The following is a 25,737-nucleotide window of genomic DNA, read 5'->3' as shown; positions in this document are numbered from 1 at the left end:
TTGAATTTTACTCTGAAGCGTATAATGTCAAGAATTGTGGATTGTTATACGTAAGTCCGCGCGAAGGACAGGAAATATAGAGGTAGTGAACCCCCTTTTCATCCAACGTAAATTGGGTTTCATATACTCCTTCCACGTCCGATTCTACCGCAGTAATGGAAAGCTGTCCCTTTCCAGCACTGTTCATGGTCATAAGTTTTACATCCTTTAATTGGGAAACGGGCTGTTGGGTACGTAAGTCCATTAGTTCGAAACGAAGTGCCGATTCCTGTCCCACCTTATGCATTTGGCTTCCCGATAAATACCTAATGGACAAAGGACCTAGGCTATTCTTCAGTTTTTCCAGTTCCTTTTCCTCATCGGGCAACACGGTTACTGGGAAACACTCCATAAAAGAAGGAACATCCATATAAAGGCTTACCTCATAATCCCCTGGCGTTCGCATCTGAACTGTGGTTTCATAGGTTCCCAAAGATGTTTCTTCTATACTCTTATCGATAACCTGAACGGCTTTGGGCCGTTTTCCGTAGGTGCTGAAATGCCCGCTGGGCGCAGCCATTCCTTCTCGATAATAGTAAATGGATCGATCCAGATAATTGGAAACCAACACCGCATTGGCCCCTGGAGCTTGTACAATTCCTGGAGCTCCATTTTCGGGAGCATCTTTGGCTGGTGGATGCTGTCCTCCTGTGAAATCGATGAGAGGAACCTCATCCCCTTTCTTACCCACTACATCCAAAGGAATCATCCAAATGATCTCACTTCCCAAATGGCGAACATAGGCCAGTTCGTCGGAGAAGCTAACCTCATCTGGTTGTGCATCTGCATCGGCCGACTGAACTATAGTATTGGTGGCTGCATCGAGGATATGAATTTTGTGCGTCCTGGGGTTGAGGAGAAACCCCAGTCGGCCATCAGGAGAAAAAGCGATTTTATTGTTCCCTTTTTCACCTTCTATTTCTGTAATAATGTGTCCTTTCTTGGCATCGATCACGGTTATATTTCCGCTAAGTCCATTCACCACATAAATGGCATCCGCTTTATGGGAGTAGGCCATGGAAACGGGTGAATCTGCCACTTGAATATCCTCGATTTTTTCGAGGGATTGAATGTCGATTACGGATACGGTTCCACTTCCTTGATTGGAAACAAAAGTTAGATCATTTCCAGTTCCATGAAGCACCTGATGGGGTCCTACCCCTGTCTTTATGACTTTTGCCAGGCTTTTCTCCTGTGTATCCACCACTGCGACGCCAGAAATACTTTCAAAATGCCCCGGAAGATCATATCCCAACCAGAGATAGTGTTCGTCTGGCTGTAAAGCGATTTCCTTGGGTTGCCCAGGAATGTCGACATTGTGATAATTCTTCATCTTAGTGGTATTCACAAAGGCTACCTTATTGGCATCGGGAAGGGATACGTAAAATTCGGATTGATCTTCCTTTACCACCCAATCGTATCCAGTACTTGCCAGTTGGATTTGTGCAAGCAATTGAGACCCTCCAAAACTGAACAAAGGATCTACCACATTAATGGTATTGTCGTCATTCAGCGTGAGGACGTAATAGACATTCAGATCCAATTCGGGTCTGGATAGCAAACCGCCTTCTATGAATGAGACGATTTTTCGGCCGCAATCCACAGGTTTGTCGGGATTAATTTTATCCATCCAAGCTGCCGGGAATGCCCCTGTTTGGGGGCGACCGGAAATGGTATCGAACACCTTGAACACAAAGCGTACGTCATCCCCTTCCCGGAACTCGCCCAAAGGCCGTTCCGGGTTGAGGTTGGTCATTGTAAAATCTACTTGTATACCCTCCTTCACTACCGATTTGACATATGGTTCCTGGGCATAAAGGGTTGTCATTGTATATGCCCAACAAAGGGTAATTAACCCACAGATATGGAATAGTTTCAATTTCATACTGCGTTTAGTCATTCTTATAGCTACCCATAGGTTTCTTCTCGCCTTCATGACGCTTCGCAGGCTTCACTCCTTCCGTATCATAATCTGTCTTCGCAGGCTTCGTAGCATTTTTAGCCTGTGTCATCTTAGATTGCTGAACATTCTGTAAGAGCATGGGCGTTCCTTGAATAGAAGCTCCCTCTGGAGAGGTAATGGTATACCCCTTATCCAATCGTTTATTGCTTAGACCTTCAAATGTCCAAGATCCATCAGAGTTTACATCACATTTAACCGCTTTACCACCTGTGTAGGTGAGGGTTACATAATCGGGTAATTCTCCTGTATCGGGATCTACGGTGACATTTCCTGATAGCGTGGTCTTGTTACCAGAAACTTGTACATCATCCAAAGCCAAATAATCCTGACCTTGGGTTACGGTCATTAATCCCCAGATCCCCCCTTGATAGCTAAGGTTTAGCATACTTCCATAGAGATAATCCCCTGGAACTTTATCGGCACCACCCGCACTAGCGATCAAAAGATCGAAACTGTTTAAAGGCCCTACTTGATCACGGAATCCAAACCACTGGGACGTCGGGTTATATCCTAACTTGGTAGAACCCGCTTGATAAGGCTCTTCCTGCCACACATGTCCATGAAGGTTAAAGGTTTCGGTATTTCCACTTCCTCCAGGATGTAGTAAACGAAGACGCAGTGGGTCACCTGCTGTAGCCACGAATCTGGGCGTAGCCGGATAATCGCCTCCACCCGTATTGGTATTGGAGGTAATTCCTGCTAGGTCGTTTCCGTTAAGGTTGGCCGATTGATCCAAAAGTCGATTGGCAAAAGGCTCTGATCGGTAATTCAATGCATAGCCAATGGATTGACTATTTGAATTACTTACGGAAATGTTATCCTGGAACTGCATTACGAACTCGCGGAACATCAATTTTCCGTTGGCATCGTATACATTGGCCGAACTCGGTGAGTTCTCGTCTTCCTTCCAAGTGGCTCCCATGGGCTCTATGATCAATGCACCAAACAATCCTTTGGCATATTGTTCCATTGGATCTGGTGCAGTTAATACCACAGATCCAAATTCTACAGGAATGGCTCTATTACCTTCCCATCTTCCAGCATACCACTCATAGGTGCGTGAATCGCCAATGGAAACGGTTTGAGAATTGTTGAATCCAATATCGGTTCCATCATTTTGGGAAACATCATAGGAAAGCAATTCAGCATGCAAGCCTACGTCTGAAGATGCTGTTAAAGATGTTGTGATCCCAGCACTTTTGGTACTACCATCGGGCTGCATGATTTTCCCTTGGTAAGAATAGTTACTCGGATTGACAGCGAATCCTTGGGTAATATCGTTGGTAAGTGTTACCGAAATACAGTCTCCCGCATTCGCTCTAAGTACTAGGGGTTCTAGATTATCCCCAGATAAAGTACCATTTTTATAATCTTCGGTTCTTACGAAAACCAAGGCATCGTCCTCCTGATATCCAAACTTCTGGTTGTACACCAAGTTTCCGCCTAACTTATCGATGGAAACCGCCGTTACATTAAAGCTTTTCTTAGGTGCACCATCGGGACAACCACAGTTTTTGGACATGGCCGAAACTGGTTTTTCGGTTACATCATTATTAGGCAATGGCATTAGATCGGATTGTGGTTCGTTAAAGGCTCTCATTAATCCCCACATTCCTGCCGTTCTACCATTAAAATCGGCGCTGGATTCATATAAATAATCTGTCGAACCACCTTTCTGGCCCGTAACCGGCAATTGGAAATTCATTTCGAAGTGCTCCGAAAGTCCCATATTCTGGGTAGATCGATATCCTGAATTTTCATTGGAAGGCTCGAACAACCAATTCACTCCATGCACATTGAAGAAGTGGCTGGTTACGTGTGCCCCGACCAAGGTTCTTATTTGAATTTTATCATTGGCATACGCCCTAAATAAAGGCGTATAAGGATCGCCTGGTTGCATCCCAGCTCCTAGGGGATCTACTGGGAATTTAAAGGTTGAACTTCCTGGTATCAAGGATCCTCCTACAGGTTGTGTATTCCATGTGGGATCTTGTCGCGTAATTTGCGAGTTGTAAATGGAAGCTAAATTTCCGGCAGCTCCAGAAGCTTGCACATAGGTAGAATCTGCGCTACCCACAGGATACGAAGCACGCAACGGCAAAGGCTCGTTTCTGTAGTTCATAGAATAGGTGCCACGGAAACCAAAGGAGATCAATTCTGGATATCCTTTATTTACAATTACCTTGCTCGGATCCATCCATCCGCGATAGTTGGCTACCGAATCCAAGAATTGCGTCTTAGCCGTACCTGCGAAAGGTTCTGGCAAGGTAGGATAGGTATCCGCAGCTTCTTTACTATCTGGAAGATATGCCTGTTGGGTATCCTGGAATTCTAACATGAATTCGCGGTAACTCTTATCTACCTCTTCGGCTTTGGTATACACTACATTGGCTTGCCAACTGGTAGGTCCACCATCACTTACATTCATGGATTGACCATTTACGGTGACAGGTCGCGTCTTACCATTAAAAGCAGTACTTAATTGAGTTCCCGTAATCGGGTCGTACCAATCGGTATCGCTAGGCTCCACCAATAATCCTGCATACAATCCTACTTGCTGGTGGGTGGAAGGACCAAAGTGATCATGTGTAAATACGGTTCGTAAGGTTCTATCTTCCCCTCTATTATTCAATAAAGGATCTGCGTACCAACGTTGAATTGTGGTCTGGGCTCCCGTCCAGTCCTGACCTTCTGGGGCAGTTCCCCAAATAGGATTAGGAGCATGCGGAATTAATTCATCGTAGTTCACACCATATCCAGAAACACTGGTTATGGGTTTACCAGGCTGGAATCGATAATCATAGCGTGTTCCGCCCTCGTTAATTCCTTCAATTCTATGTCGAACCATATCTGGAGCTAGGGTACCATCTTCATAATTCCATCCATTCGCAGCACCGTCTGAGGCCGTTACGTCGAACTTCACTAAGTGAATATGCTGTCCAATAATATCGGTAGGTGTTCGTACCTGATAATCGTCCAGTTCGTAGTATTCCGGAACCAGATTGGTATGCCAGTATTCGATATATTCTTTACTATTCGCTCTAAAGTAGAAAGGTTCTGGCGCTTTCTTTCCATCTATATTGGCAGCAACATCTCCCCAGAGTGAAATAATACGTTGTTGGGGGAAGTGCCATCCTTTTTTGTTAAGGACTACATCCAATTGAATGTTCGCGGCTTTATAAGTTCTTTTGGTTCCTACAGAGTCTCCCTTGAGGTTAACGCGTGGATCCGCAAACGGAGCTCCCGGTTTCGGAGGCAATCCGTTCAACACAAAGTTTCCTTTGCTACCTTCAGGGGTAAGTGTAGCGTGATTTCTTGTGGCATGGGTTTTCATGGCCACTTGTTCTACGGCAGTACCTTCCTCTGGTAATTCAATCACCTGAATCTTATCCATGATTTTGGTCCAGTCGTATTGGTTATGATTTTCGAAAGGAACATTGGCCTTATAAATCACGTTTCTTGGCAATCCTCCATTTAAGTATCCATTGGCGATTGAATCTCCAGCAACATTATAGATAGGTCCTTTGGCAAAATCCAGTGGTGGATGCGGTGGACGGCTTCCTGCAATTCCTGGAATATAGAAAGGATATCCTGGGTTTTTGGAGGTATTCTCTACCACCACTTGTCCGTCTGCAATACTCGTTTTTGAAGGCACAGGTGCCATGGCCAAGGTAGGTACGGGAACCAATCCGGGAATCGGGGTTCCAGTAGAGATTTCTCCATCGGGTAAGGCGCGTGCTCCTGAAGCTACCGTTCCATCCTGATTCAATTTTGTTCCTAATTCCAATACGTCATGTACACGCCACATACTCCACATTCCAGCCGCAAAATGCGGGTAGAAGTGACAGTGGAAAATCTGATCCCCCACTGTTTTGTTTAGGTTACCACTTCCGTCGTATACCATTTCCAAGGTATAGGAAGATCCTGGGTTAATGGCCTGACTATCCAGATAATGACCTTCATCGCTATTGGGAGAGTGCAACCATTGTGCAGCGTGTTGGTGATGCACGTGTGTAAGTCCCGCTCCGGCATGAGTAACACGGAATTTCACATGATCGTTCATATAACTATGATACACGTTCGAAGGATCGTCCGCATACAATACTTTAGATGCTTTGGGAGCAAGGAGTGGAGTCATCGTTTTGTCGGCTGCCGAGGCATTCGATTTATATAAAAATTGGTTTTGCTGTGTTTGATTTTCATTGGCAATCGAAGCTGCATTCGCTGGAACATCTACTACAGTGGAAGGATCTCCAACAGCCCAAGAACTCAGGAAGAATTCTTCATAGGCACAGTCGGCACAATCGGCCATAGGTCCAACTCCAATTCTGTTTGCATAGATTTCGGCCCCGATACCACCACTTCCGTAGTTAATGGAGAAACCATCCACTCCGGTAGCAACCGTTTGGGAAATGGATATACCTTCTGCGTTTTTGGTACCATCAAAGAAAACCGGGAATGCTTGAACGGTCCATGGTGATTCATGATAGTTAATAGCAAACTCACGATAGGGTTGCCTTCTGTTAGGAGAGGCGGGTACCTTGAAAAAGGAAGGGCTATTGCCTGTAAATTCCCCTCGATTCGGCCCTGTGATGATAGCCGTAAGATCTGTATGTACCAATTCGCGATAATTGGGTCGCACCTGCTTATACATTTTAATAATAGGTGTCCCATCACTGTGCAGTGCATCGTAATTGATAATGGGAAAGGTATTGTCTGAAGTATAGATATCGGACATTTTGCTTTTCTCAATCCTCACGTTTTTCCCAGAGGATGATATTTGTTCGTAATGGCTTATGGCTTTGTTCAAATCGGCTTCCGTAACCTGACTTCGGTACCATTCGGCCCCTTCGGGCTGTACGGTTAGATTTCCGAATAAACCATTGGTAAGTTGACCCCCCGGTTGACCACCATTAGCATTGGTAGCACCTGTACTGTAGAGCATAAAGACTCCTTCTTCCGGAACGCGAAGGATGTATTCTACCGTTTCACCAGGATTAGCAAGACTGGATGCATTGGCTCCGGACCAACTTCCGTCGGAAGCGATGCTCCCGATCATTTCAGTCCCCAAAATATGAACCCCTGCAGCACGCGTTCTGGGATAAATACCATTGGCTTGCTGTTGATTTACGGTTGCTGGTTTTGTAGTACCATAGGCATCTACTACCGCTGTGGTATCGTAAGGTGCCAATAGGTTGGTAAACTTAATTTTTAGGACATTGCCTCTATTGGCCCGTAAAACAATAGGCCTCGGTCTTTTGTCCGACCTGAGACGCACATTTCCCAAAAGACTTTGGGGTATGTTGTCGGGAATTTGGGTATCCAAATCCCTTTTCAGGGCAAAGATCATCCCCGTAGGTTGTGCAGCACCTAAACGGTTGTACATGAAGGGCTGGTTGATGGCTACCATGTCTACAGCCACGGTATCCTGTACTTGGGCATTGAGGGTTGTTCCTATTGTAATTAAAAACAGGACAATAGATAACCTGATAAAATTGTACGATTGTTTGGTTGGAAATTCCATGATTTCGATTTTAAAAATTTGGTTAGTGATATGGCCATAAGGGACATACGCTTTAAAAATCAAATTGTGCTGGGGAGCTTGAAAGGTATTAACAGAGGACAATATCCTCAATACGTATTAATACGTAATCTAATTTACTGGTACATAAAGATATAACGAACCTTGGGGTTGCGGCTGAGGGTCTTACTTCATCCTTTTACGCGATTCCCGTAATGGGATCTTTCTATCCCTTCTTTCACATTTTAGGGGTAAAATCCTTATTTTTAAAAGGACAATCAAATTAGCCATCATACCTCTTGATAATAAAAACATTAGCCAACGTCGAAACCGATAAAAGTGTCCCCGATTTCATCGATGCCATTTCCAACAAGCGAAGACAAGCCGATAGTAGGAAATTGTTAAGCATTATGCAGGAAATTACTGGAAAAGAGCCTAAGATCTGGGGCGTGAGTATCGTGGGTTTTGGTAAATACAAATACCAACGAAAGAATGGAGACGAGTACGAATGGTTCAATGTTGGGTTTTCTCCGGGGAAAGCGCATCTTACGGTATATGTGATGTACGATCTTAAGGAAGAGGAAGACTTATTGAATCAATTAGGGCCTAACAAAACTGGAAGAGGCTGCCTTTATATCAAGCGATTGGAAGAGGTCGATGAAAAAGTGTTACGGAAGATAATTTCAAAAAGTGATCGGTGGAAGTAGATAAAATAGTAGAATATATAGCCCGAGGAAGAACGGATTTCATCTTAGAATTGATGAAGTTCCCCCATTGGACCGAATATCTTGACCAAGGCTATATAAAACCCCTCCAGTGGTTGGTCTATTATAACGATGTAACAGGCCTAAAGACTGTTTTAGAACGTGGCGGAACATTAGATAGTATTGACCTAGATACCGAGTTGGGCCATGCCGCTTTTAATGGACATTGGAAAGTGTGTGATTTTTTGATCCATCAGGGAGCCAATGTCAACGCCCATGTGGATAAGACCCAAGAAACCCCATTGCACAATGCTTTGGCCAAAGCCGGACGTCCTTATTATTTCTACACGGTGCGCTTGTTGGTGGAAAAAGGAGCCAATGTAAACGCCAAAACCCTTCCCGATTTGGAAACGGGTGCCTTTATGCGCGATGTACGGACCAAGGGAGAAACGCCTTTGCATAGAGCAGCAGCCTATGCCGATGAGCGAACCATCGCGTTTCTTATAGAACACGGAGCCGATAAAAAAGCCAAAGATGCACATGGCAACTCTCCTTTAAGCTGGGCTAGTGAACATTTGCGCCCAGGAAAAATTTTAGCTTTGCTTGCCCACGGTGAACACCGAATTGGTGAAGCTCACAAAGCGAAAAACACTAGTGATCATGGAGCAGGTTGGGGCAATTCTATGGACTGGAACATCTTGGGAGATTATTTGCCAGAGTGAGTTTATTTTGGGTTGTAGGCAGCGGATGAAAGGAAGTTATAGAAGCATAAACCAGAAATAATCTTTATTCCATTAATCGACACCTTTTGTCCATTCATCGTGGTTCAATTCCCAATCGACTTTTTTATCTACTTCTATTTGTTTGAGAACCTAGTTTTGAAATCAAATACTACATATCATGAGATCAAAATTACGCTACTTCCTATCATTAATTCTCTCTTTTACGTTTATCAACGTAGCAATAGCACAAACAGATCCCTTTAATTGCGATTACAACGCTTATCTGTTTCAACGCAATGATGTATTCGCTATAAATTTAGCTTCTGGAAGTTATTTCGAGGTGGCCACAGATATTGTTGCTGGTAACATTAACGCAGCAGGTTACAATCCAGCTGATGGTTACATTTGGGGTTCGCTAAGCACTCCGGAAAGAACAATAGTACAAATTGGTGTAGATTTCAGTGTGACTTCCTATACCATTCCAGAACTCCCGACCTCCAATCGTTATGTTGGTGATATTTCTGTTGACGGAATCTATTATTTAAAAGGAGGGGCGACCACATATTACAAAATTGATCTGGACCCTTCCTCTCCTAATTATACCCAATTTATAGAAAGTGCAACTTTAACCAATTCCATCAATGTACATGATTGGGCTTTCAATTCGGTAGACGGCCATCTTTATACAGTCGAGAAGACGAGCAATGTGCTATACCGTATTAATCCCGAGAACGGAGTGGTGACATCGCTTGGAGAGGTTCCAATATTGAGCGGAAATACGTACACCTACGGGGCCGTCTATTTTGATGCATCCGGTAGATTCTATGTCTCGTCTAATCAGACAGGAACTATCTATATCATCTATAATGTTCAAGACATTATACCTGGTGGAAGTATGGTTTCCAACCTTTTCTCTTTTGGCCCATCCAGTTCGAGCAACGATGGGGCTCGCTGCCCTACTGCCCCAGTACCACAAGAAGACTGTAGTAATGGAATTGATGATGATGGAGATGGATTGGTCGACTGCGATGATCCTTCATGCTCTGGAGTGGATGTATGCCCAGAAATTACGGAAACTTCTGGAGGGCAGGATGGTGGTTTGGAAAGCAACAACCGTTTGGCAGATGCCATCAATCTTCGTAATTACAAGAGAAAAAAATCTGCTTATCGATTTGTAAAGGAAAGCGCCAAACGAATTCAAAAGAGCTACAACTACGGCATTCGAAAAAATGATTTAGCACTCCAAGACCTTATCCCGATTGGGGTCATTGAACATACCGAAGTTATTGAAAGTACTCCAGAGGACTTAATTGAAATAACTAATGCCACAGAAATATTGGCTGTGAATTATGAAAATGAAGGAAAAAGAACGGCCGCACTCATGCTCTTGAAAACTGAAAATGCTGTCTATGAGCATACCAAATTCATTTGCGATCGCCTTCTAGGATCTGAACTACTTGCTGTGAACACGCTTTCAATCAACGGACATGAATTTATTAAGTCCGAGATTAAAAATGTGGATGGCACAAAAGAATTTGTATTGAGTTTTTCCATACAACAGGAGTCTACATCTACTCCCTTTATTTTGGAAAGCCATTGGAATTTGAGTCGTTATACTAAAGGTAGGGATTTTATTAATTTTCAACTATGGGCAAGCTCGGTCGATGACCTATGGAAATTGGCAAATGAATTGTTCCGGTTAATCGAAATCCACCAACCCATAGCAGAGTATCATATTTCACCTCCACCTGCCGTTTTTGTTAAAAGCGGGACCTACCGCAATGGGGAGTTATTGTTGAATGTAGTAAACCATAATGCAAGTTCTTCTTTGCAGTTAGAAGGAGGGCTTCGATCTACCGAAACGGCATCTATAGAATCTATTTCTTCTGAGATTATGTTAGATGAAGAATATATTTCAACACATGTGGTGCCCATTGGCATGGCCTACGATTTAGGTTTTCGACTCACCTCATCTACAAGTCCAACTCCAGATGACTTGTACTTATCAGACGGCCCTTGGGGCCTCGACGCCTCAGCACTTGGAACTCAAATTCACTACTATGAGGTATTGCCGTCTCAACCCTATAACGGCAATGGATATCCGGTGGAAAGGGGCGTATCCCTTGAGGCTAGCATCAATGAATATGTAGGGGTATATAAAGCGTTTAGTCCAAAGTTCGGAACGATAGATTTGAATGAGTACAACACACTGGCTTTCGATGCCTGGGGCGAAGGAGAACTAGAGATTACCATTTTGAGAAACGATATTGATTCTTGGCAAGAACAATATAAGACTTCAATATCTCTTACAAATGAAATACAGCATTACGAACTGCATGTATTGGATTTTGTAAGCACTAACCCAGAAGCATTGCAATTTATGCAAATGACAACCTTAGTATTTACACTGACTTCGAAAACAGGACAAAGGGAGACCAAGACCTTGAACCTTCAAAATATCGAGTTTGTTCAAAAAGAAATGAATCTACCCCAAGTAGATTCTTCTCTACGCTTGACCGTATATCCAAATCCTACAGACGATATTATCACTTTGGCTGGGAATAGTGAATGGGACCAAGCTTTTGTTTACAATGCTCATGGAAAACTTATGATGCAGGTATCGGGTGTTTCTCAACTCAATGTAGCGCAATTGCCTCAAGGGATATACTTTGTTACTGTTTCGGCAGGTGGTAAAACGGCTGTTGAACAAATTATAAAGAACTAGACAATAAAAGTCTTTCGGCAAAGGCCCCGCTGCATCTATTTAGTTTGCAATGGCCACTTTTTGAAGAATATGTTTTTTTGAGAAATCCAAAACCCTTTTTCACATATGGTATTCAACTTCTATCCGAAAGGAACGGGAGAAATTGGAACAGGTGCCTTTACATTAGATGTACGCATCAATACTGAAACGCCTTTGCATAGGTCAGTGGCCTATGCCAATGAGCAAACCATTACCTTTCTTATAGAACACGCAGCAGATAAAGAAGCGAATGACCCATCTAGGAATACTAGTTACGGATAGGTAACGTTTTCCATAACAACGACTCATACCAACAAAACATACAACCATGCGAAAAATCCTTCCCCTGATTTTGCTATGCCTTATGGTAACGGCTTGCGCCCAAACAAATCCTGAAGTAAAGAAAACATTAGATCAAATCATTGCCCATGCCGAAACCCATTCCCAGTACCGGGAAACGGTAAATTGGGATGAACTAAAAGCCGAAATATACGAAATGGCAAAGGAGGCCGATAGTGTTTCCGATCTAGGCCCAGCGTTGAATCATTTGCTAAAATCACTAGGCGACACCCATGCAAGAGTGTTTCATAACAACCAAATACTGGCCTATAATTATGGTGATTTAAAGGAACACCACGTAGGCTTTGAATCTGAAATTTACAATGAGATACAGCAAGTACGAAAGTATCCTTTTATGGTTCAAATGATTGATGACGACATCGGCTATATCCGAATCGTAGGACTACCCATGGGTGACAATGAAGCCATGTCGAAGGAAATTCAGGAACCTTTGTGCGAATTGATACGCCAGGGAGCCCATCGCTGGATTGTCGACTTGCGCTATAATGGAGGTGGAAATATGAATCCCATGGGAGAAGGTTTGGCCCCCTTGTTTGGCAATGGGGTTGTTGGAGGCACAAAAGGTCTTATTCCAGAACAAGATAGTGTTTGGGAATACATTGACGGAAGTTTCCACAATCAGGGATATAGTGTGCAGTTAGGAAATGGATGCCCAATGGATCCACTACCGAAAGTGGCCGTATTAAGTAGTATTTACACAGCCAGCTCGGGTGAAGTATTAGTGGTCATGTTCCGCGAAAGGAAGAACACTCGTTCTTTTGGGCAAAAAACCAACGGTATGGTTACCGCTACCGATTGGACGGTGATCGACGACAAAACGGCCATGACGATTTCGGTAGGCTACTATAACGACAAAAAGGGAAATGTGTATAAAGAATATGTGGATGTTGACGAAGAATTCCCTTTTGTGGCTGAGCCATTAACTGATAATGACATTACTTTACAGCGTGCTGTGGAGTGGTTGAATGAGGAGTAGACAGTTTGCTGTGGGCATTAGCAGTTTGCAGTGGATAGTGGCAGTGGCCAGAAAAATATAACGGAATGAAATATTTAGCGGAAGCACGGTATTTATGGCAAAATTTCGTGCCGAAAAGTGGTCAGGCGGATAGCGTCCAGGGTGAACTGATTCGGGCAATTGAAAAGCTTCGAGATGAGGCACAACGTAATGGAAATATAAATTGGGATGATGGCCATGAAATTCTCACCAATTTTATAGCCAATACCTTAGTGGATTCCAATGTCTTTTCTGAAAAAGAGAAACAAAAAATCGAGGATGATATTGAAGCGCTTTTGGACTACGAATATCCCAATACCGAAGACGAAATTTACGATAGAATGAGTGACCGTATTGTAGAATGGTATTTCCAAAATAAAGAGCCCATACCACATAAAAAGAATCCTGATTTGCGGAGGTAGCCTAAAACAAAAAGCCCAGCCGAAGCTAGGTCCTTCTTCCCACCTAAAACAAACGCTACCTACTAAGCACTAGCAACTCATATTTTACCTTTTCTAAATAATTCTATCCTACCATCTCCTTGTTTATGGGCTCTGAAACAATAGTCCTATTGTTTGGAACAATAACCACATATGCCTGGTAATGAAGTTTTTAGTTTTGGTCTGTTGCAAAATACTGAAGCCTTAAAAGATCGGTTTAACCAAAAAATTAAAAACTATGTCTAAGAATTCCTCTTTCATACAACTTGGTAATGACGGTGATAGCGCACCCCTTTTAAGTTATAATTTGCCAGAATCTACAAACTATGTTGGTTACAATGTCATTTCTGTGGATTTAGATGAAGATTATTTAAATGATGTAACAAAACGTGAGTTAGAAGCCAATCTGGCTAAAAAACATAATCCCCCAGTAAGAAGTGATAAAAGCACGGCAAAGGATAGATTAAAAGAATATGTCTTAAAAAATGGTGGTCGGAAGCTTGCAGGGAACAATAGTAATGCAGAAAAAAGAACGAACACTGGAACCACAAGTAAAGAACAAAATAAAACCACCTCAGCCAATATAAATGTTAAATACCTGAAGTTGGCTAAGGAGAGTTTCAATGGATTTTATGCAAAAACACAAGCCATAAAAATTAAACCCCCAAAAGAAAAAATCTCACCCAAAATACTATTCTATGAACGAGTGCAAATCTCAAATTATTTGGGGAATTATGGTGCAGGTAAAGTCATCAAAACTTTTTCCCTTTTTCCCGGGGAAAAAACAAAAATATCCATAAAAACATACAAAGAAAGCCTAACAAGTGAGGAGCAGAATTCTGGGTCAAGCATTTTGGATTCTACCAGTGAGGAAGCGGCAAGTGATTTTCAAAATAGCTTAATGAGCGAAAGTTCCCTTAAGCATAATGAGGAGGAGGTAGATATTATGTATTCGGAAGAATCCAGTACTAGTGGTGAGAGCGAAACTTCTAAAAGTGGACAGGGTAATGCAGGTGTATTGTGGGGCTTGGTTAAGGCCGGCGGTGGTGGGTCTTCTCAGAAAAAATCAAATTCTTCACAGGAATATGGAAAAACTGGAGAATGGGGAACAAGAACAGCTCGTAATGAGTTTGCAAAAAACGTATCAAATGCACTTTCTAAACACGCCTCAAGAGCTTCTTCAAAAAGAGATATAAAAATCAATACCTCTACATCCACAAATACGAGTAGCGAAACGAGTAAAGAATCAATAATAGAAAGAGAAATACAGAATATTAATTTAAGTAGCACATTAAATCTAGCATTTAGGCAGATGAATCAGGAGTTTATATCTGTAACCCATTTAACAGATATAAAGATCTCCCTGTACAACGAAAGCGGTGGGCCATATCCAAAATATTCTTTATATGAGTTAGATAGATTTTTAGACGATTACTTTGTCAATGATGATGAAAAAAGAACAGCCATTAAAAACGACATCATTAGAGAACTGTACTATGTTTTCAATTATGTCGATCAGCCAAAACAGTTTGTAGAAAAGAAGAGCCTACAATTCCCCACCTCCAAAATATCGGAATTAGATTTAGATCTACCCGAACAAATAGAATTTCTTAGAGTTAAAAAAGATATGCATGACACAGTTCTTGGGTCAGAACATATAAAAGTAAAAGGGGTCATTCTAAATGTCAATAAAATCGTAATGAGAACAGATGGTGTTCTGGTCGATGCCTTTCTGGGTAGAGGAAAAGCAATTGATGATTATAACAGCATGCTTCAAAATGAAAACATTCGAAAAGCAAAACTTACCAATGATGCCTTAGCGTATGCAAACAACGGTATGAACAATTCATAAACCCCCAATTCTTAATCCTTTTCTATTCATAAAAAATTTGATAGATGAAAACGAAAATTCAAAACATAATAGACACCACCTATAAAGAGTATGGTCTTACGAAAGATGATCTGAGCAACCAAGTGCTCAATGTAAATAATGCCATAAAAAAAGCCGATTTTTTTAATGGAAGTGCATTTGGTAATATTTGGCAATACACAGAAGAAAAACTGGTAAAGACTGACATATTCAAATACAAAATGTCGCGAGATACAGGCTTGGTGTTTGCTATATTTTCCAGGGAAACAGGCCCGTTAAATTATAGGTTTTATACAAGCATTATAAAAGGGCAAATAGATCGAAAATATGTAACGTCAGGTGCAGATGTACATAAAGATGGTATTGCCGGTTTTGATTTTATGTTGAGCGGTGGGCAGAAATCATTTCATGTTAAAAACTTTAATGATGCCAATATTGTATTTAGTTCGGTAAATCCCTCAGAATTTAAATCAGGCAAAACATCACAACGCCCCGCGAGAATCCAAGTTAAGGATTTCACTTTTTCGGCATTTTCCATGATTGCCTTTTCCCACAAACGTATGCGTGAGGAGATTAGCGGTTTCGATCAGCTTAGCATAGAAGCAAAACGGGTTTGGGTCGCTCTGTTTTTTGCAGGTTCTGGGTATGCCAAACACATGATTAAAACTATCAATTCACAAAGTAGCGAATTATCTGTAAGACCGGATTATAATCTTATTACGGAGCCTACCCTAAAATCTAAAAGCAATTGGCTAAATACCAATTCCAGACTCAGGAATGCAAGACGCATTGCACTCAAAGCTCAAGTTTTTGAAGCTATTCTATTTAATCCAGATGTTCCCAACGCAACAAACGAGAGTACAAGTTCTAGTTTCTTTGAAACAATTAATGATTTCATAAACGATCTTTTTGATGCTACAGGTGTAGTTACCGCTTCGAGCCTAAGAGTACGCAGCGGGCCCGGATTGGATTTTGAAGTAAATGGGAAGTCATTGCCAAGAGGAACCAAAGTTGAGATTTTAGAATTGGACAATGGTTGGTATCGTATTGGGGAAAAGAAATGGATCTTCGGTGATTATGTAGATTTGGATGAAAGAAGTGACCAGTCCTCCTCAGATTTCAAAGAAACAGAAGAGCATTTCTTGAACGATGAAATTCGTCTAAGTGGTAATGTGGGTTTTTCCGATAACTATGCAAATACCAAAGAAGATGTAAAGAAAGTACAGCGAGGGTTAAATAGTTTAGGGTTCGATATCAAGGTAAATGGTACTATCCGCTTCTATTATTACGAAAGTAATGGTAGAAGAAAGTTAAAAGCAGAACCAAAATCGCTAGGTAAAGAAACGATTACTGCTATTCACGCGTTTCAACATTATTTTGGGCTAAAACCGGATGGAAAAATCTCACGAAATGGTGAAACGATAAAAAGATTAAACAAAGCACTGAGTGATAAAACAAAAATTATCCGTGACTTTGATGTCTTATCAAAAAAATCAAGTTTCCCAAAAAGTAATAATTCAAATCTTATAGGAATAGATCGTATGCTCACAGATATAAAAGGATATACGGTGCCTGAGAATTACTTTGGAAATACCTCAGAATGCATAACAAATTTAGAAATCATTGCTGATGAAGTGAAGGGCATCCGAGTCTCTTCTGGCTATAGATCTCCAGAGCATAATGCAACTACTAGGGGGAAGGCGGAAGGAAGTTTTCATATGTATGGTATCGCAGCAGATTTAGTTCCACAAAAAGTCAAAGTGAGTGAATTACATCGTAAAATTTTAAAGCTCATTTCCGACGGAAGAATAAAAGCGGGTGGTGTTGGAGTCTACGGTAGTTTTGTCCATTATGATATTAGAGGAACCAATGCAAGATGGTAAATACAGCTATTCTAGCCTAAAGAACATATTAAAACTGTGGAGTTTTGCCAATTGATTCTGCTGGTAGCAAGGCTTCAAATACAAAAAGACCCGGAGCCTCCCTCTTGCTCCAGGTCTTTTCTTCCCTCCAAAAATAAATTCTACTTACTAAGCATTAACAGCTCGTTACATAGAATTTCCGTTATATATCGTTTGTTACCGTCCTTGTCGTCGTAGGAGCGGTTGGTCAATTTTCCTTCTATGGCGATCTCCTGTCCTTTTACAACATAGTTCTCCACCACATTTACGAGTCCATTGCGTACCACCACATTGTGCCAGCAGGTGCGCTCTACTTTTTGGCCGTCCTTGTCCTTGTAACTATCGTCCGTAGCCAAAGGGAACTTTGCCATTTTGTTACCATCTTCGAATATGATGATTTCTGGTTCTTGTCCTAATCTTCCAATCAACTGTACTTTGTTTCTAAGTGCGTTCATAATTTCTAGTTTTAATAATTAAACAGTTAATACTATCTCACCGTCCCTCGGTTCGACAATGCAAATATGGGGCAGCCTCCAAACTGAAGTCGGTTGTTACGCACTTACTGTCGTTTATAGTCGTTTGTAAGCGTTTGGAAATGGATATAACTAAGTAGAAGGGGCTATAAAAAATATCCAATATTCTTTATTTCAGTGTCTTACGATATTCCAAAGGCGCCACCCCCAATGTGGCCTTAAATCGTTTAGAAAAAGCATAAATATCATTAAAACCGGATAGTGTAGCAATCTCGGTCAGGCTCAATTCTTGGTTTTTGAGCAACAAAATGGACCTTCTTACTTTGGCATTCAAATAGTAGTTATAAGGAGTAGTTTGATAGACCGCTTTGAATACCCGAATGAGGTGAAATTTGGACAAATGACTTACCTCAGCCAATACATCCAAACTGAAACCATCTTCCAAATGGTCCTCAATATAATCCCGAGCTACCATAACCCTCTTAAACAATTCGCATCGGGTCGCATACTTGATACTGTTAATGTGACTCATTTGCTTGGCGACCTTCAATTGTGATGTTACCAAATTCAATCCAATTCCGTAGAAAATCTCTTCATTGATATCGAAATGCTGCTGATTCACAGACTGCAGATAAAAAGCATGCAAGTACTTCCCTAGAATATCGTTTTGGGAATAGAGGGCCTCAAAAAAATTGATATGGGTATGTCTTTCCGAAAAGGGATGTTCCAACAAATAATTTTCCGAAAGGTTGAGGTTGTCCACGATGTTATTAATCACACTCCGATCCAAGAAAATGGATAACGCCTGAGCATTGGCACCGCGATTTTCAACCTCTTGTTTGTCATTCACCAACAGATACTGATTTTCATTAATGGCAAAAGGAACCCCACCCAAAGCATAGCGCTCTTCACCCTTAATCACATACTTAATAGAAAAACTGGAGGTATAACTTAATCGATAATCGTTGTTCACATTAGAAAAATAGATTTCATTCGAAAATCGATCCGGAAAAAAACTTCTCGACTTCGGTTCGTTAAATCGTATAATTTCTTCAGTAAATCCTGTCATCGCTTTCAACAAGATAGGACTTTAAGCACAAATAGCAATTTTTGACAAATAGGACTTCCACAATTTCCGTATCATTGGTATTACCATCGTTGCTTGGTCCACATACTCGTTAAATATAGTGAGATTGAAATAGAATACTCGTCGTAAGGAACAATTTCACCCCTTCCTTTATAAACTACGAGGCTTCAAATTTCATCTTACTCATGGCATTGAGTACATTTCCGATTTTGGCAACCGAAAACCATTTCTATGAAAAAGAAAAAAATTACTTCAATCACCTTGGGAGCCATAGTAACTACTATTGCTCTTATCGCATTTTTTAATGCACCGAACTCTACGGCACCTGTACAACAACCAGAGGCCGAGACGATGAGAACCTCGGGAGCGGGGATCGCCCTACAAAACTGGGCTTTCGAACGCGCTTATCCCGGCACCACGGTTCCTATTTCCAAATATGCAGATGCCTACAAGGCCAAACAGCTTATGGAAGCCAATGCCTCCCGAAATGTTCCGGGAGAGTGGTCCAGTTTGGGCCCCATTAACATTGGTGGACGTACGTTGTGCTTGGCTTTCCATCCCACCGACGAAGACATCATCTACGCAGGATCGGCCAGTGGCGGACTTTGGAAAACCACCACCCAAGGCTTTGGTCAGGATGCTTGGGAATACATTCCTACAGGATTTCCCGTTTTGGGCGTAGCCGCCATTGCCATAGATAGCAACGATCCCGATACCATCATTATTGGTACAGGGGAAACCTATGGTGTTGGATTTGCAGAACCCGGCACCGTAAACCGTCTTACTCGAGGAACCTACGGAATCGGAATCCTGAAAACCACCGATGGTGGACTCACTTGGAACCATGTCCTACAGTTTAACCAAGAAGACATTAAGGGAATTCAAGACGTGGTGTACAATCCACAAAACTCCCAAGAGGTCTATGCAGCGGCTACCGATGGGGTCTACAAAAGTTCCGATGGGGGCGACACTTGGACACTTATCTTTGCTTTGACCAACTGTATCGACATTGAAATTGATCCTACCAACGGTGACATTATTTATGTGTCCCATGGTAACTTCAACTATGGTTTGGATCCCAACCTTAGTGGAATTTTTAAATCCACCGATGGAGGAACCACCTTTAACGAATTGCTCGACCCAGGATTGATTACCGCTTGGTCCGGAAATGCGAAATTGCTTTTGGACCCTACCAATCCCAATACGCTTTACGCCAGCACCCAAGTAGGCTGGTTCAATACGGGAGCTACTACTCCAGCGGGTGTATTTGTATCCAACGACGCCGGAAATACTTGGACCTTACTCAACAATCAAAATATCGCACAGTTTCAAGGATGGTATTCACATGATTTTGCAATTAACCCTAACAATACTTCCGAAATACAATACGTAGGCGTATCGGCATGGAAATCGACCGATGGAGGTGTTAATTTTAATCAGCAATCGACCAACTCCTGGACCTTGGGCCAAGTGTCTGTAGAGATTCCTGAAGGAGCCGATAACTATGTGCATTCCGATATTCATGGGGTGTACTACCATCCTATCAACAACAAGGTTTTCTATGCCACCGATGGTGGGGTATTCATTTCGGATGATGGTTCCGTACCCTTTACCACTCTTAACGGTGGGCTGCAAACCACACAGTACTATGCAGATATGGGAAGTTCGACCACGGACCCTAACTTCCTCATTGCTGGAGCCCAGGACAATGCTTCCTACATTTATCGTGGGGAACCTTCTTGGTGGCGCGTATTAGGCGGTGATGGAATGAATGCTTCCGTAAATCAGGAGGACGATGACATCGTATATGGCTCGTCTCAAGGATTGGTATTGCGAAGATCGCCCAACAATGGGGCCGGTTTTTCCAATATTTCCCCTAATCTGGTTTCCGGGGATTTCCCTGCCTTCTCCGCGCCTTTCGAAATTGCTCCGAGTGACCCTAACATTCTGTATGCAGGGGCAACCTTTCTGTACAAGGCAACCGATGGTGCGGTCATTCCTGGTTCATGGGTGGCTACCTCCTCAACAGCGGTGGATGTCTTCCCCATTATGAAAATTGCCATTTCGCCCAACGATCCCGATTTGGTCTACGTAACTACTTCACCGGATCCTACCAATGGACCCGCTGGAGCTAAAATTTTTAAGACAACCGATGGTGGTGCCTCCTTTATCCAATTGGTCAATGGCTTACCCAATAGAATTTGCAAGGATATTGAATTCGACCCTACCAACGAAGATATTCTCTATGCCGTATTCTCTGGATTTGGAACCGATCATGTTTATAAAACCGTAGACGCCGGTGCCACTTGGACATCGATCGATAATGGTATGATTCCCGATGTCCCAGCCAACACGATTTTAATTGATCCGCTGAATCCCGATGATGTCTATTTGGGCAACGATCTAGGAGTATACTATTCCAGTGATGGTGGTGCTTCTTGGGAAACCTTTAATGAAGAGTTACCCGAAGCCGTGATGATTTACGACCTCAACGATTCCCCTTCTAACCGAATGGTGCGGATTGCTACCCATGGTCACGGTATTTGGCAACGATCGTATGTAAATGATCCTTTGGCAGTTGAAGATTTTGATAAATTGAATACTGAATTGACACTGTATCCGAATCCTGCAAACACTTCCATTACCCTTTCGTCCCAACGCTTGGGTGAAAGTGATTTTTCGATCGATATTTTCTCCGTTTCGGGACAAAAGATAATCTCTGTAACTTCTGAAGGGGCAAGCCTAAGTGCTAATGAATTGTCCTTGGACGTCTCCTCATTAGCTGCTGGTATTTATCTGGCTCGACTGAGTCAAAATGGTGCCGTGACTACCCAACAGTTCATTAAAAACTAGGAAGTCATGAGAACATATTTGGTATGGGGAATGCTGGCAATTTCGGCCGGCCTCCTCGCTCAGGTAACGGTAAGCACCGTCACTCCTGAAATGAAAGGAAGTGGTGGTCTGTCCTTTGACAGTGATGGAAATTTGATCATAGCCGATTTCGGGGATTTCCTTTCCGTATCGGATCCCGACGGACAGCCCAATGATATTTGGAGCATGGATACAGACTTTAACCTTTCGCTTTATTCCACAGGGTTTGTAGGTGCTTCCGGAAATGATTTCGACAGTAATGGCGTGTTATTTCAATCGGATATAGGGGCCAGTGCCATTTACAAGATCGTAAACGGTGTGCGCACCTTTGTAACCAGTACGGGAATTGTAAACCCTGTAGGTATTGCTTTCGACAGCAATGACAATTTTTTCGTCTGTAATTGCGGAAACAATACCATACGAAAAGTAACTCCAGCAGGCGTTTCCACCTTATTTGCTTCAGGTGCTATTTTTCAATGTCCCAATGGCATTACGGTAGATGAAGACGATAATCTATACGTTTCCAATTTCTCCAATGGAAACATCATTAAGATCACGCCAACGGGTGAAACGACACTAATTAACGTTACGCCGGGAGGCAGTACTTCGGGACCCAGCAACGGGCACTTGGAGTATTACGAACCCACACGAACTTTGTTCATTGCGAGTCATGGTTCTAACACCATTTACTACTTGCGATTGGACGATTCTTCGCAACTGCATTGGTTGGCCGGAAGTGGAGTGCGTGGCAATGACGATGGAGATGCTGCAGTGGCCAGTTTTTCGAGACCCAATGGGGTGGCCATTACACAAACGGGAGATTCCATTTATATAAACAGTGCCATTCCGCTCACCAATGTGCCTAACGGACCTTTAAATCCACAGGTAATACGTCTTATTAAAGGCGTGAATTCTGTGCTATCGGTGAACGATGTTGTCCCTCCTCAACTTAAGATCACCGTATTTCCCAACCCGACGCAAGGTCAGCTCACCATTGAAGCGTTTACGGAATCCGCTTTGGAAACCATAGACCTCCAATTGTATGATCTATTGGGCCGAAAGGTGAAGGAAATTAAGGATACCGCTTTCGAACAGGGAAAAGCGGAATGGTCATTGGATGTTTCAGATTTGCAAAGTGGACAGTACTTCTTTACCCTTACCCAAAGTGGCAAGCAATGGTACACTGGGAAAGTACTCAAACAATAACACATCGTTGCATCAACTTTGAAAACAGGGCGCAATGCCCTGTTTTTTTATTCCCCCTAATAGGATTCACTTCATACATCCAGAATTTTGGTATCTTACTTCCATCAATGTTCCCCTGCTGATGAAGTTTCCCCTTTTCGGTTTTTTGTTATTCACCATTTTCTCCCTTTACTCGTGCAAGGAAAAGGAAGAAGGGGTTCAGGCTTCCATCAACAGTATTATAGAACTACAGGAAAAGTCCAAAATTTCTATACAGGATTCGAGTTATGTTTTTCTGAAAGAAGCCGAGCAATTGTTCAGCACCCAAGTTTCAATACCGGATTCCTTACGCGCTGAGAACGAATATTTGATAGGGCTGTATTTTGAAAACGAAGAGCAACTGGATTCTGCAGCCGTTCATTATTTCAAAGCCACCCAATGGGTTCAGGATTCGATAAAATCTCCAAGGGAGGTTCTTTATTTTCGGAAAGCTTGGGGTTTGTATTTGCTGTTAGAAGATCATACCAATGGTCTAAGTATTAGTAACCGTTTCATATCACTTCTGGTTCCTAATGATTTCGAAAATCTCGCTTTGGCCTATGATTTTTCCGAGAATGTCTATATGAGCCTTCAAAATTACTCCATGGCTTTAGAATTTAGTGAAAAAGGGGCTAAAGCATATTCAGAAAAGGGAGATATTTCCAATCTCACCCGTAAAAAGATAGACCAAGCATTTTTGCAATACTTCAATTTGGGCAACTCGAAAGACGCCTTTAAAATTTTAGATAGCCTGGCGGAAAAAAGTGATGGCTTTTCTGAAAACCTAAGGGCTCAGTTATATGATAAATACGGGATATTACGATTTTATGCTAAGGATTATTCCCAGAGTCGGGAAAACTATCAAAAAGCCCTGGAAGAAATAAAGCGTATTCCTAGTTTGGAAAGTGGCCAAAGGAATCAAAGACTGGGGAGTCAATATGCCAATATCATGGAGGTTTGCATTGAATTGAAGGAATACGATCTGGCCCGAAAGTACGCCGACTCTGTGTTCTTATTGGGAATTGACAACGTACAGCCTTCCACCTATCAGAATGTGTTGAAATACCAACTAAAACTGGATTACGAAACCCAAAATGATATTGGATCCCTACTTAGTTCTATAGATAAGCTTCGTACCCATCAAAACAAAGTACATGAGGAAAAGATGGAGGCCGAATTATTGGCGCTCACCGAAGCCAATAAACGTGAGCGGGATTTGTTGATTTCTCAACAGGAATTGGAGATCAATAACCTCACGCTAAAACAGAATCGGAATTGGCTGATTATCTCTATATGCTTCTTGTTTTTATTAATCGCCATAGGGGTTCTCTTCTACAGGCAGCGTACCATAAAATCTGAAAGGGAGCAATTGTTAATGCAACAACGTTTATTACGCTCACAAATGAATCCGCATTTCACCTTAAATGCACTTTCGGCCATTCAACGACTTATTAGGGAAAACCAAGAAAAATCGGTCGATTACTTGGTTAAATTCTCTCGTTTATTGGGCTTGATTTTCGAAAACTCACAAGACAACTATATCCCTCTTAAAGATGAACTAGAATCCATAGAAAACTATTTACAATTGCAATCTTTACGGTTTCCATCTCGTTTTACATTTCAGATGCATCGCAAGAATGGCCGCATGGATGTTTTGGTTCCTCCCATGTTGATACAACCCTTTGTTGAAAATTGTATTCAGCATGGATTCAGCGACCCGAATATCAAAGGAAAAATTGATCTTAGTGTTGTCATTTTAGACGATTTCGTATTTTGCGAAATAGAAGACAATGGTATAGGATCCCTCCCTCCCAATCCTGACCAAAGTACTCGATCCACGGCCTTAATAGCAAAATTTCTAAAGAAGACCACTGGAAAGGAAATAGAGTACATAAATAAAAGCGAGAAATCGGAAAATGATAGAGGCCTTATCGTAAGGCTTCACCTTCCTTACAAAAACTGAACCTATGATGAAAGCTCTGATAATAGACGACGAAATTCATGTAAGAAAAGAAATCTCAGATTTGTTGGCGACTTATTTCGCAACCACCATTTCTATGGTAGGAGAAGCCGAAAGTGTAAAAGAAGCGGTATTGCTTATAGAAACAGTGAAACCGGATGTGGTTTTTCTGGACATTCAGCTCATAGACGGAACTGGATTCGATGTCATCTCTCAGGTCATTTATAAAAACTTTCAGGTCATTTTTATCACTGCTTTCAATCAATACGCTATTAAAGCCATAAAGATTGGGGCTCTGGATTATATCCTTAAACCCATTGATAGAAATGAATTCGTAGGCGCCGTGAATAAATTGATGTCTAATGGCCAAAAGCAGCCGGACACCAAGAAACTCGTAGAAATTGTAAATGACCATTACACGGGAAAAGAAAAAAACCGAATTGTTTTGAGAACCTCAAAAACGCTATATACGGTCTTTCAAGATGATATTGTGTATTGCAAATCGGACGGAAACTATACCATTTTCTATACGGTAGATCAGAAGCGGATCATGGTCACCCAAACACTATCCAAAATGCAGGAGCTTTTACCCGAGAACAAATTTATTCGCTGTCATCATTCCTTTGTAGTAAATAAATTCCATGTAAAACAATACGATAAAAAGGGAGTGCTCACATTGATAGGTGACATTCAGATTCCCGTATCCGGCAGGAAGCTTAAAGGCGTTTTGGAGAATATATTCAATGCATAGAATATGCAACTATCAAGGATTTTTATGCAGTTACTCGAAAAAGGGACACAGTTAGAATATTACGAGGATGAACTGCATTCGAAAAGAGTAAATTTCCTCAGTTAATTTAAAAAT

The 25,737-nt window shown here is 41.9% G+C and carries 16 protein-coding genes; 12 read left to right on the top strand and 4 right to left on the bottom strand.

The window, feature by feature from the left end; all coding sequences use genetic code 11:
- Nucleotides 1-7: 7 nt before the first annotated feature.
- Nucleotides 8-1,795, bottom strand: a complete 1,788-nt coding sequence (locus POV27_RS15220; RefSeq protein WP_272863649.1) for a YncE family protein — start codon at nucleotides 1,793-1,795, stop codon at nucleotides 8-10.
- Nucleotides 1,796-1,931: 136 nt separating this feature from the next.
- Complete coding sequence (locus tag POV27_RS15215; protein WP_272863648.1) at nucleotides 1,932-7,526, bottom strand: cupredoxin domain-containing protein; 5,595 nt, start codon at nucleotides 7,524-7,526, stop codon at nucleotides 1,932-1,934.
- Nucleotides 7,527-7,822: 296 nt separating this feature from the next.
- Between POV27_RS15215 and POV27_RS15210 the strand changes: the two genes are divergently transcribed.
- The 8 genes from POV27_RS15210 to POV27_RS15175 all read left to right on the top strand — a co-directional run bounded on the left by POV27_RS15210 (nucleotide 7,823) and on the right by POV27_RS15175 (nucleotide 17,239).
- Nucleotides 7,823-8,230, top strand: coding sequence for a DUF1801 domain-containing protein (locus POV27_RS15210; RefSeq protein ID WP_272863647.1), 408 nt, complete (start codon nucleotides 7,823-7,825; stop codon nucleotides 8,228-8,230).
- A complete protein-coding gene (locus POV27_RS15205; protein WP_272863646.1) occupies nucleotides 8,221-8,949 on the top strand; it encodes an ankyrin repeat domain-containing protein in 729 nt (242 codons plus the stop codon). The genes POV27_RS15210 and POV27_RS15205 overlap by 10 nt, the downstream gene beginning before the upstream one ends.
- Nucleotides 8,950-9,127: 178 nt before the next feature.
- Nucleotides 9,128-11,674: a T9SS type A sorting domain-containing protein gene (locus POV27_RS15200; protein WP_272863645.1), complete on the top strand. Its 2,547-nt coding sequence runs from the start codon at nucleotides 9,128-9,130 to the stop codon at nucleotides 11,672-11,674.
- 105 nt (nucleotides 11,675-11,779) lie between these two features.
- Nucleotides 11,780-11,974: an ankyrin repeat domain-containing protein gene (locus tag POV27_RS15195; protein ID WP_272863644.1), complete on the top strand. Its 195-nt coding sequence runs from the start codon at nucleotides 11,780-11,782 to the stop codon at nucleotides 11,972-11,974.
- 46 nt (nucleotides 11,975-12,020) lie between these two features.
- Nucleotides 12,021-13,028, top strand: coding sequence for a S41 family peptidase (locus POV27_RS15190; protein WP_272863643.1), 1,008 nt, complete (start codon nucleotides 12,021-12,023; stop codon nucleotides 13,026-13,028).
- Nucleotides 13,029-13,093: 65 nt separating this feature from the next.
- On the top strand, nucleotides 13,094-13,468 hold the full coding sequence (locus POV27_RS15185; protein ID WP_272863642.1) for a hypothetical protein: 375 nt from the start codon (nucleotides 13,094-13,096) through the stop codon (nucleotides 13,466-13,468).
- A gap of 256 nt (nucleotides 13,469-13,724) precedes the next feature.
- Nucleotides 13,725-15,338: a hypothetical protein gene (locus POV27_RS15180; protein WP_272863641.1), complete on the top strand. Its 1,614-nt coding sequence runs from the start codon at nucleotides 13,725-13,727 to the stop codon at nucleotides 15,336-15,338.
- A gap of 44 nt (nucleotides 15,339-15,382) precedes the next feature.
- The gene (locus tag POV27_RS15175; RefSeq protein WP_272863640.1) at nucleotides 15,383-17,239 is read left to right on the top strand and encodes an SH3 domain-containing protein; all 1,857 of its coding nucleotides are present in this window, start codon (nucleotides 15,383-15,385) and stop codon (nucleotides 17,237-17,239) included.
- Between the two features lie 140 nt (nucleotides 17,240-17,379).
- On the opposite strand, the gene POV27_RS15170 is transcribed toward POV27_RS15175, so the two are convergent.
- A complete protein-coding gene (locus POV27_RS15170) occupies nucleotides 17,380-17,712 on the bottom strand; it encodes a single-stranded DNA-binding protein (protein WP_272863639.1) in 333 nt (110 codons plus the stop codon).
- Between the two features lie 187 nt (nucleotides 17,713-17,899).
- Nucleotides 17,900-18,811 (bottom strand): AraC family transcriptional regulator, encoded by a 912-nt coding sequence (locus POV27_RS15165; protein ID WP_272863638.1) that lies wholly within the window; start codon nucleotides 18,809-18,811, stop codon nucleotides 17,900-17,902.
- Nucleotides 18,812-19,048: 237 nt separating this feature from the next.
- Here POV27_RS15165 and POV27_RS15160 point away from each other — a divergent pair, with 237 nt between their 5' ends.
- The 4 genes from POV27_RS15160 to POV27_RS15145 are packed head-to-tail and all read left to right on the top strand — an operon-like array spanning nucleotide 19,049 to nucleotide 25,623.
- Nucleotides 19,049-21,670 (top strand): T9SS type A sorting domain-containing protein, encoded by a 2,622-nt coding sequence (locus POV27_RS15160; protein ID WP_272863637.1) that lies wholly within the window; start codon nucleotides 19,049-19,051, stop codon nucleotides 21,668-21,670.
- Nucleotides 21,671-21,676: 6 nt separating this feature from the next.
- A complete protein-coding gene (locus POV27_RS15155; RefSeq protein ID WP_272863636.1) occupies nucleotides 21,677-22,894 on the top strand; it encodes a T9SS type A sorting domain-containing protein in 1,218 nt (405 codons plus the stop codon).
- Nucleotides 22,895-22,928: 34 nt separating this feature from the next.
- Complete coding sequence (locus POV27_RS15150) at nucleotides 22,929-24,875, top strand: histidine kinase (protein WP_272863635.1); 1,947 nt, start codon at nucleotides 22,929-22,931, stop codon at nucleotides 24,873-24,875.
- A 4-nt stretch (nucleotides 24,876-24,879) separates the two neighbouring features.
- Nucleotides 24,880-25,623 carry a LytR/AlgR family response regulator transcription factor gene (locus POV27_RS15145; protein ID WP_272863634.1) on the top strand — a complete coding sequence of 248 codons (744 nt, stop codon included), beginning with the start codon at nucleotides 24,880-24,882 and terminating at the stop codon, nucleotides 25,621-25,623.
- Nucleotides 25,624-25,737 lie beyond the last annotated feature (114 nt).

The organism is Aureisphaera galaxeae, from assembly GCF_028561275.1.
GTDB classification, from domain to species: Bacteria; Bacteroidota; Bacteroidia; order Flavobacteriales; family Flavobacteriaceae; genus Aureisphaera; species Aureisphaera galaxeae.
This window is presented reverse-complemented; position numbering and strand designations above follow the sequence as displayed.

What these genes read in the sequence shown, in the direction of transcription:
- POV27_RS15220 (WP_272863649.1), bottom strand. Translation starts at nt 1,795, where the DNA reads ATGACCAACCTCAACCCGGAACGGCCTTTGGGCGAGTTCCGGGAAGGG.
- POV27_RS15215 (WP_272863648.1), bottom strand. Translation starts at nt 7,526, where the DNA reads ATGGAATTTCCAACCAAACAATCGTACAATTTTATCAGGTTATCTATT.
- POV27_RS15200 (WP_272863645.1), top strand. Translation starts at nt 9,128, where the DNA reads ATGAGATCAAAATTACGCTACTTCCTATCATTAATTCTCTCTTTTACG.
- POV27_RS15195 (WP_272863644.1), top strand. Translation starts at nt 11,780, where the DNA reads ATGGTATTCAACTTCTATCCGAAAGGAACGGGAGAAATTGGAACAGGT.
- POV27_RS15190 (WP_272863643.1), top strand. Translation starts at nt 12,021, where the DNA reads ATGCGAAAAATCCTTCCCCTGATTTTGCTATGCCTTATGGTAACGGCT.
- POV27_RS15185 (WP_272863642.1), top strand. Translation starts at nt 13,094, where the DNA reads ATGAAATATTTAGCGGAAGCACGGTATTTATGGCAAAATTTCGTGCCG.
- POV27_RS15180 (WP_272863641.1), top strand. Translation starts at nt 13,725, where the DNA reads ATGTCTAAGAATTCCTCTTTCATACAACTTGGTAATGACGGTGATAGC.
- POV27_RS15175 (WP_272863640.1), top strand. Translation starts at nt 15,383, where the DNA reads ATGAAAACGAAAATTCAAAACATAATAGACACCACCTATAAAGAGTAT.
- POV27_RS15170 (WP_272863639.1), bottom strand. Translation starts at nt 17,712, where the DNA reads ATGAACGCACTTAGAAACAAAGTACAGTTGATTGGAAGATTAGGACAA.
- POV27_RS15160 (WP_272863637.1), top strand. Translation starts at nt 19,049, where the DNA reads ATGAAAAAGAAAAAAATTACTTCAATCACCTTGGGAGCCATAGTAACT.
- POV27_RS15155 (WP_272863636.1), top strand. Translation starts at nt 21,677, where the DNA reads ATGAGAACATATTTGGTATGGGGAATGCTGGCAATTTCGGCCGGCCTC.
- POV27_RS15150 (WP_272863635.1), top strand. Translation starts at nt 22,929, where the DNA reads ATGCCCTGTTTTTTTATTCCCCCTAATAGGATTCACTTCATACATCCA.
- POV27_RS15145 (WP_272863634.1), top strand. Translation starts at nt 24,880, where the DNA reads ATGATGAAAGCTCTGATAATAGACGACGAAATTCATGTAAGAAAAGAA.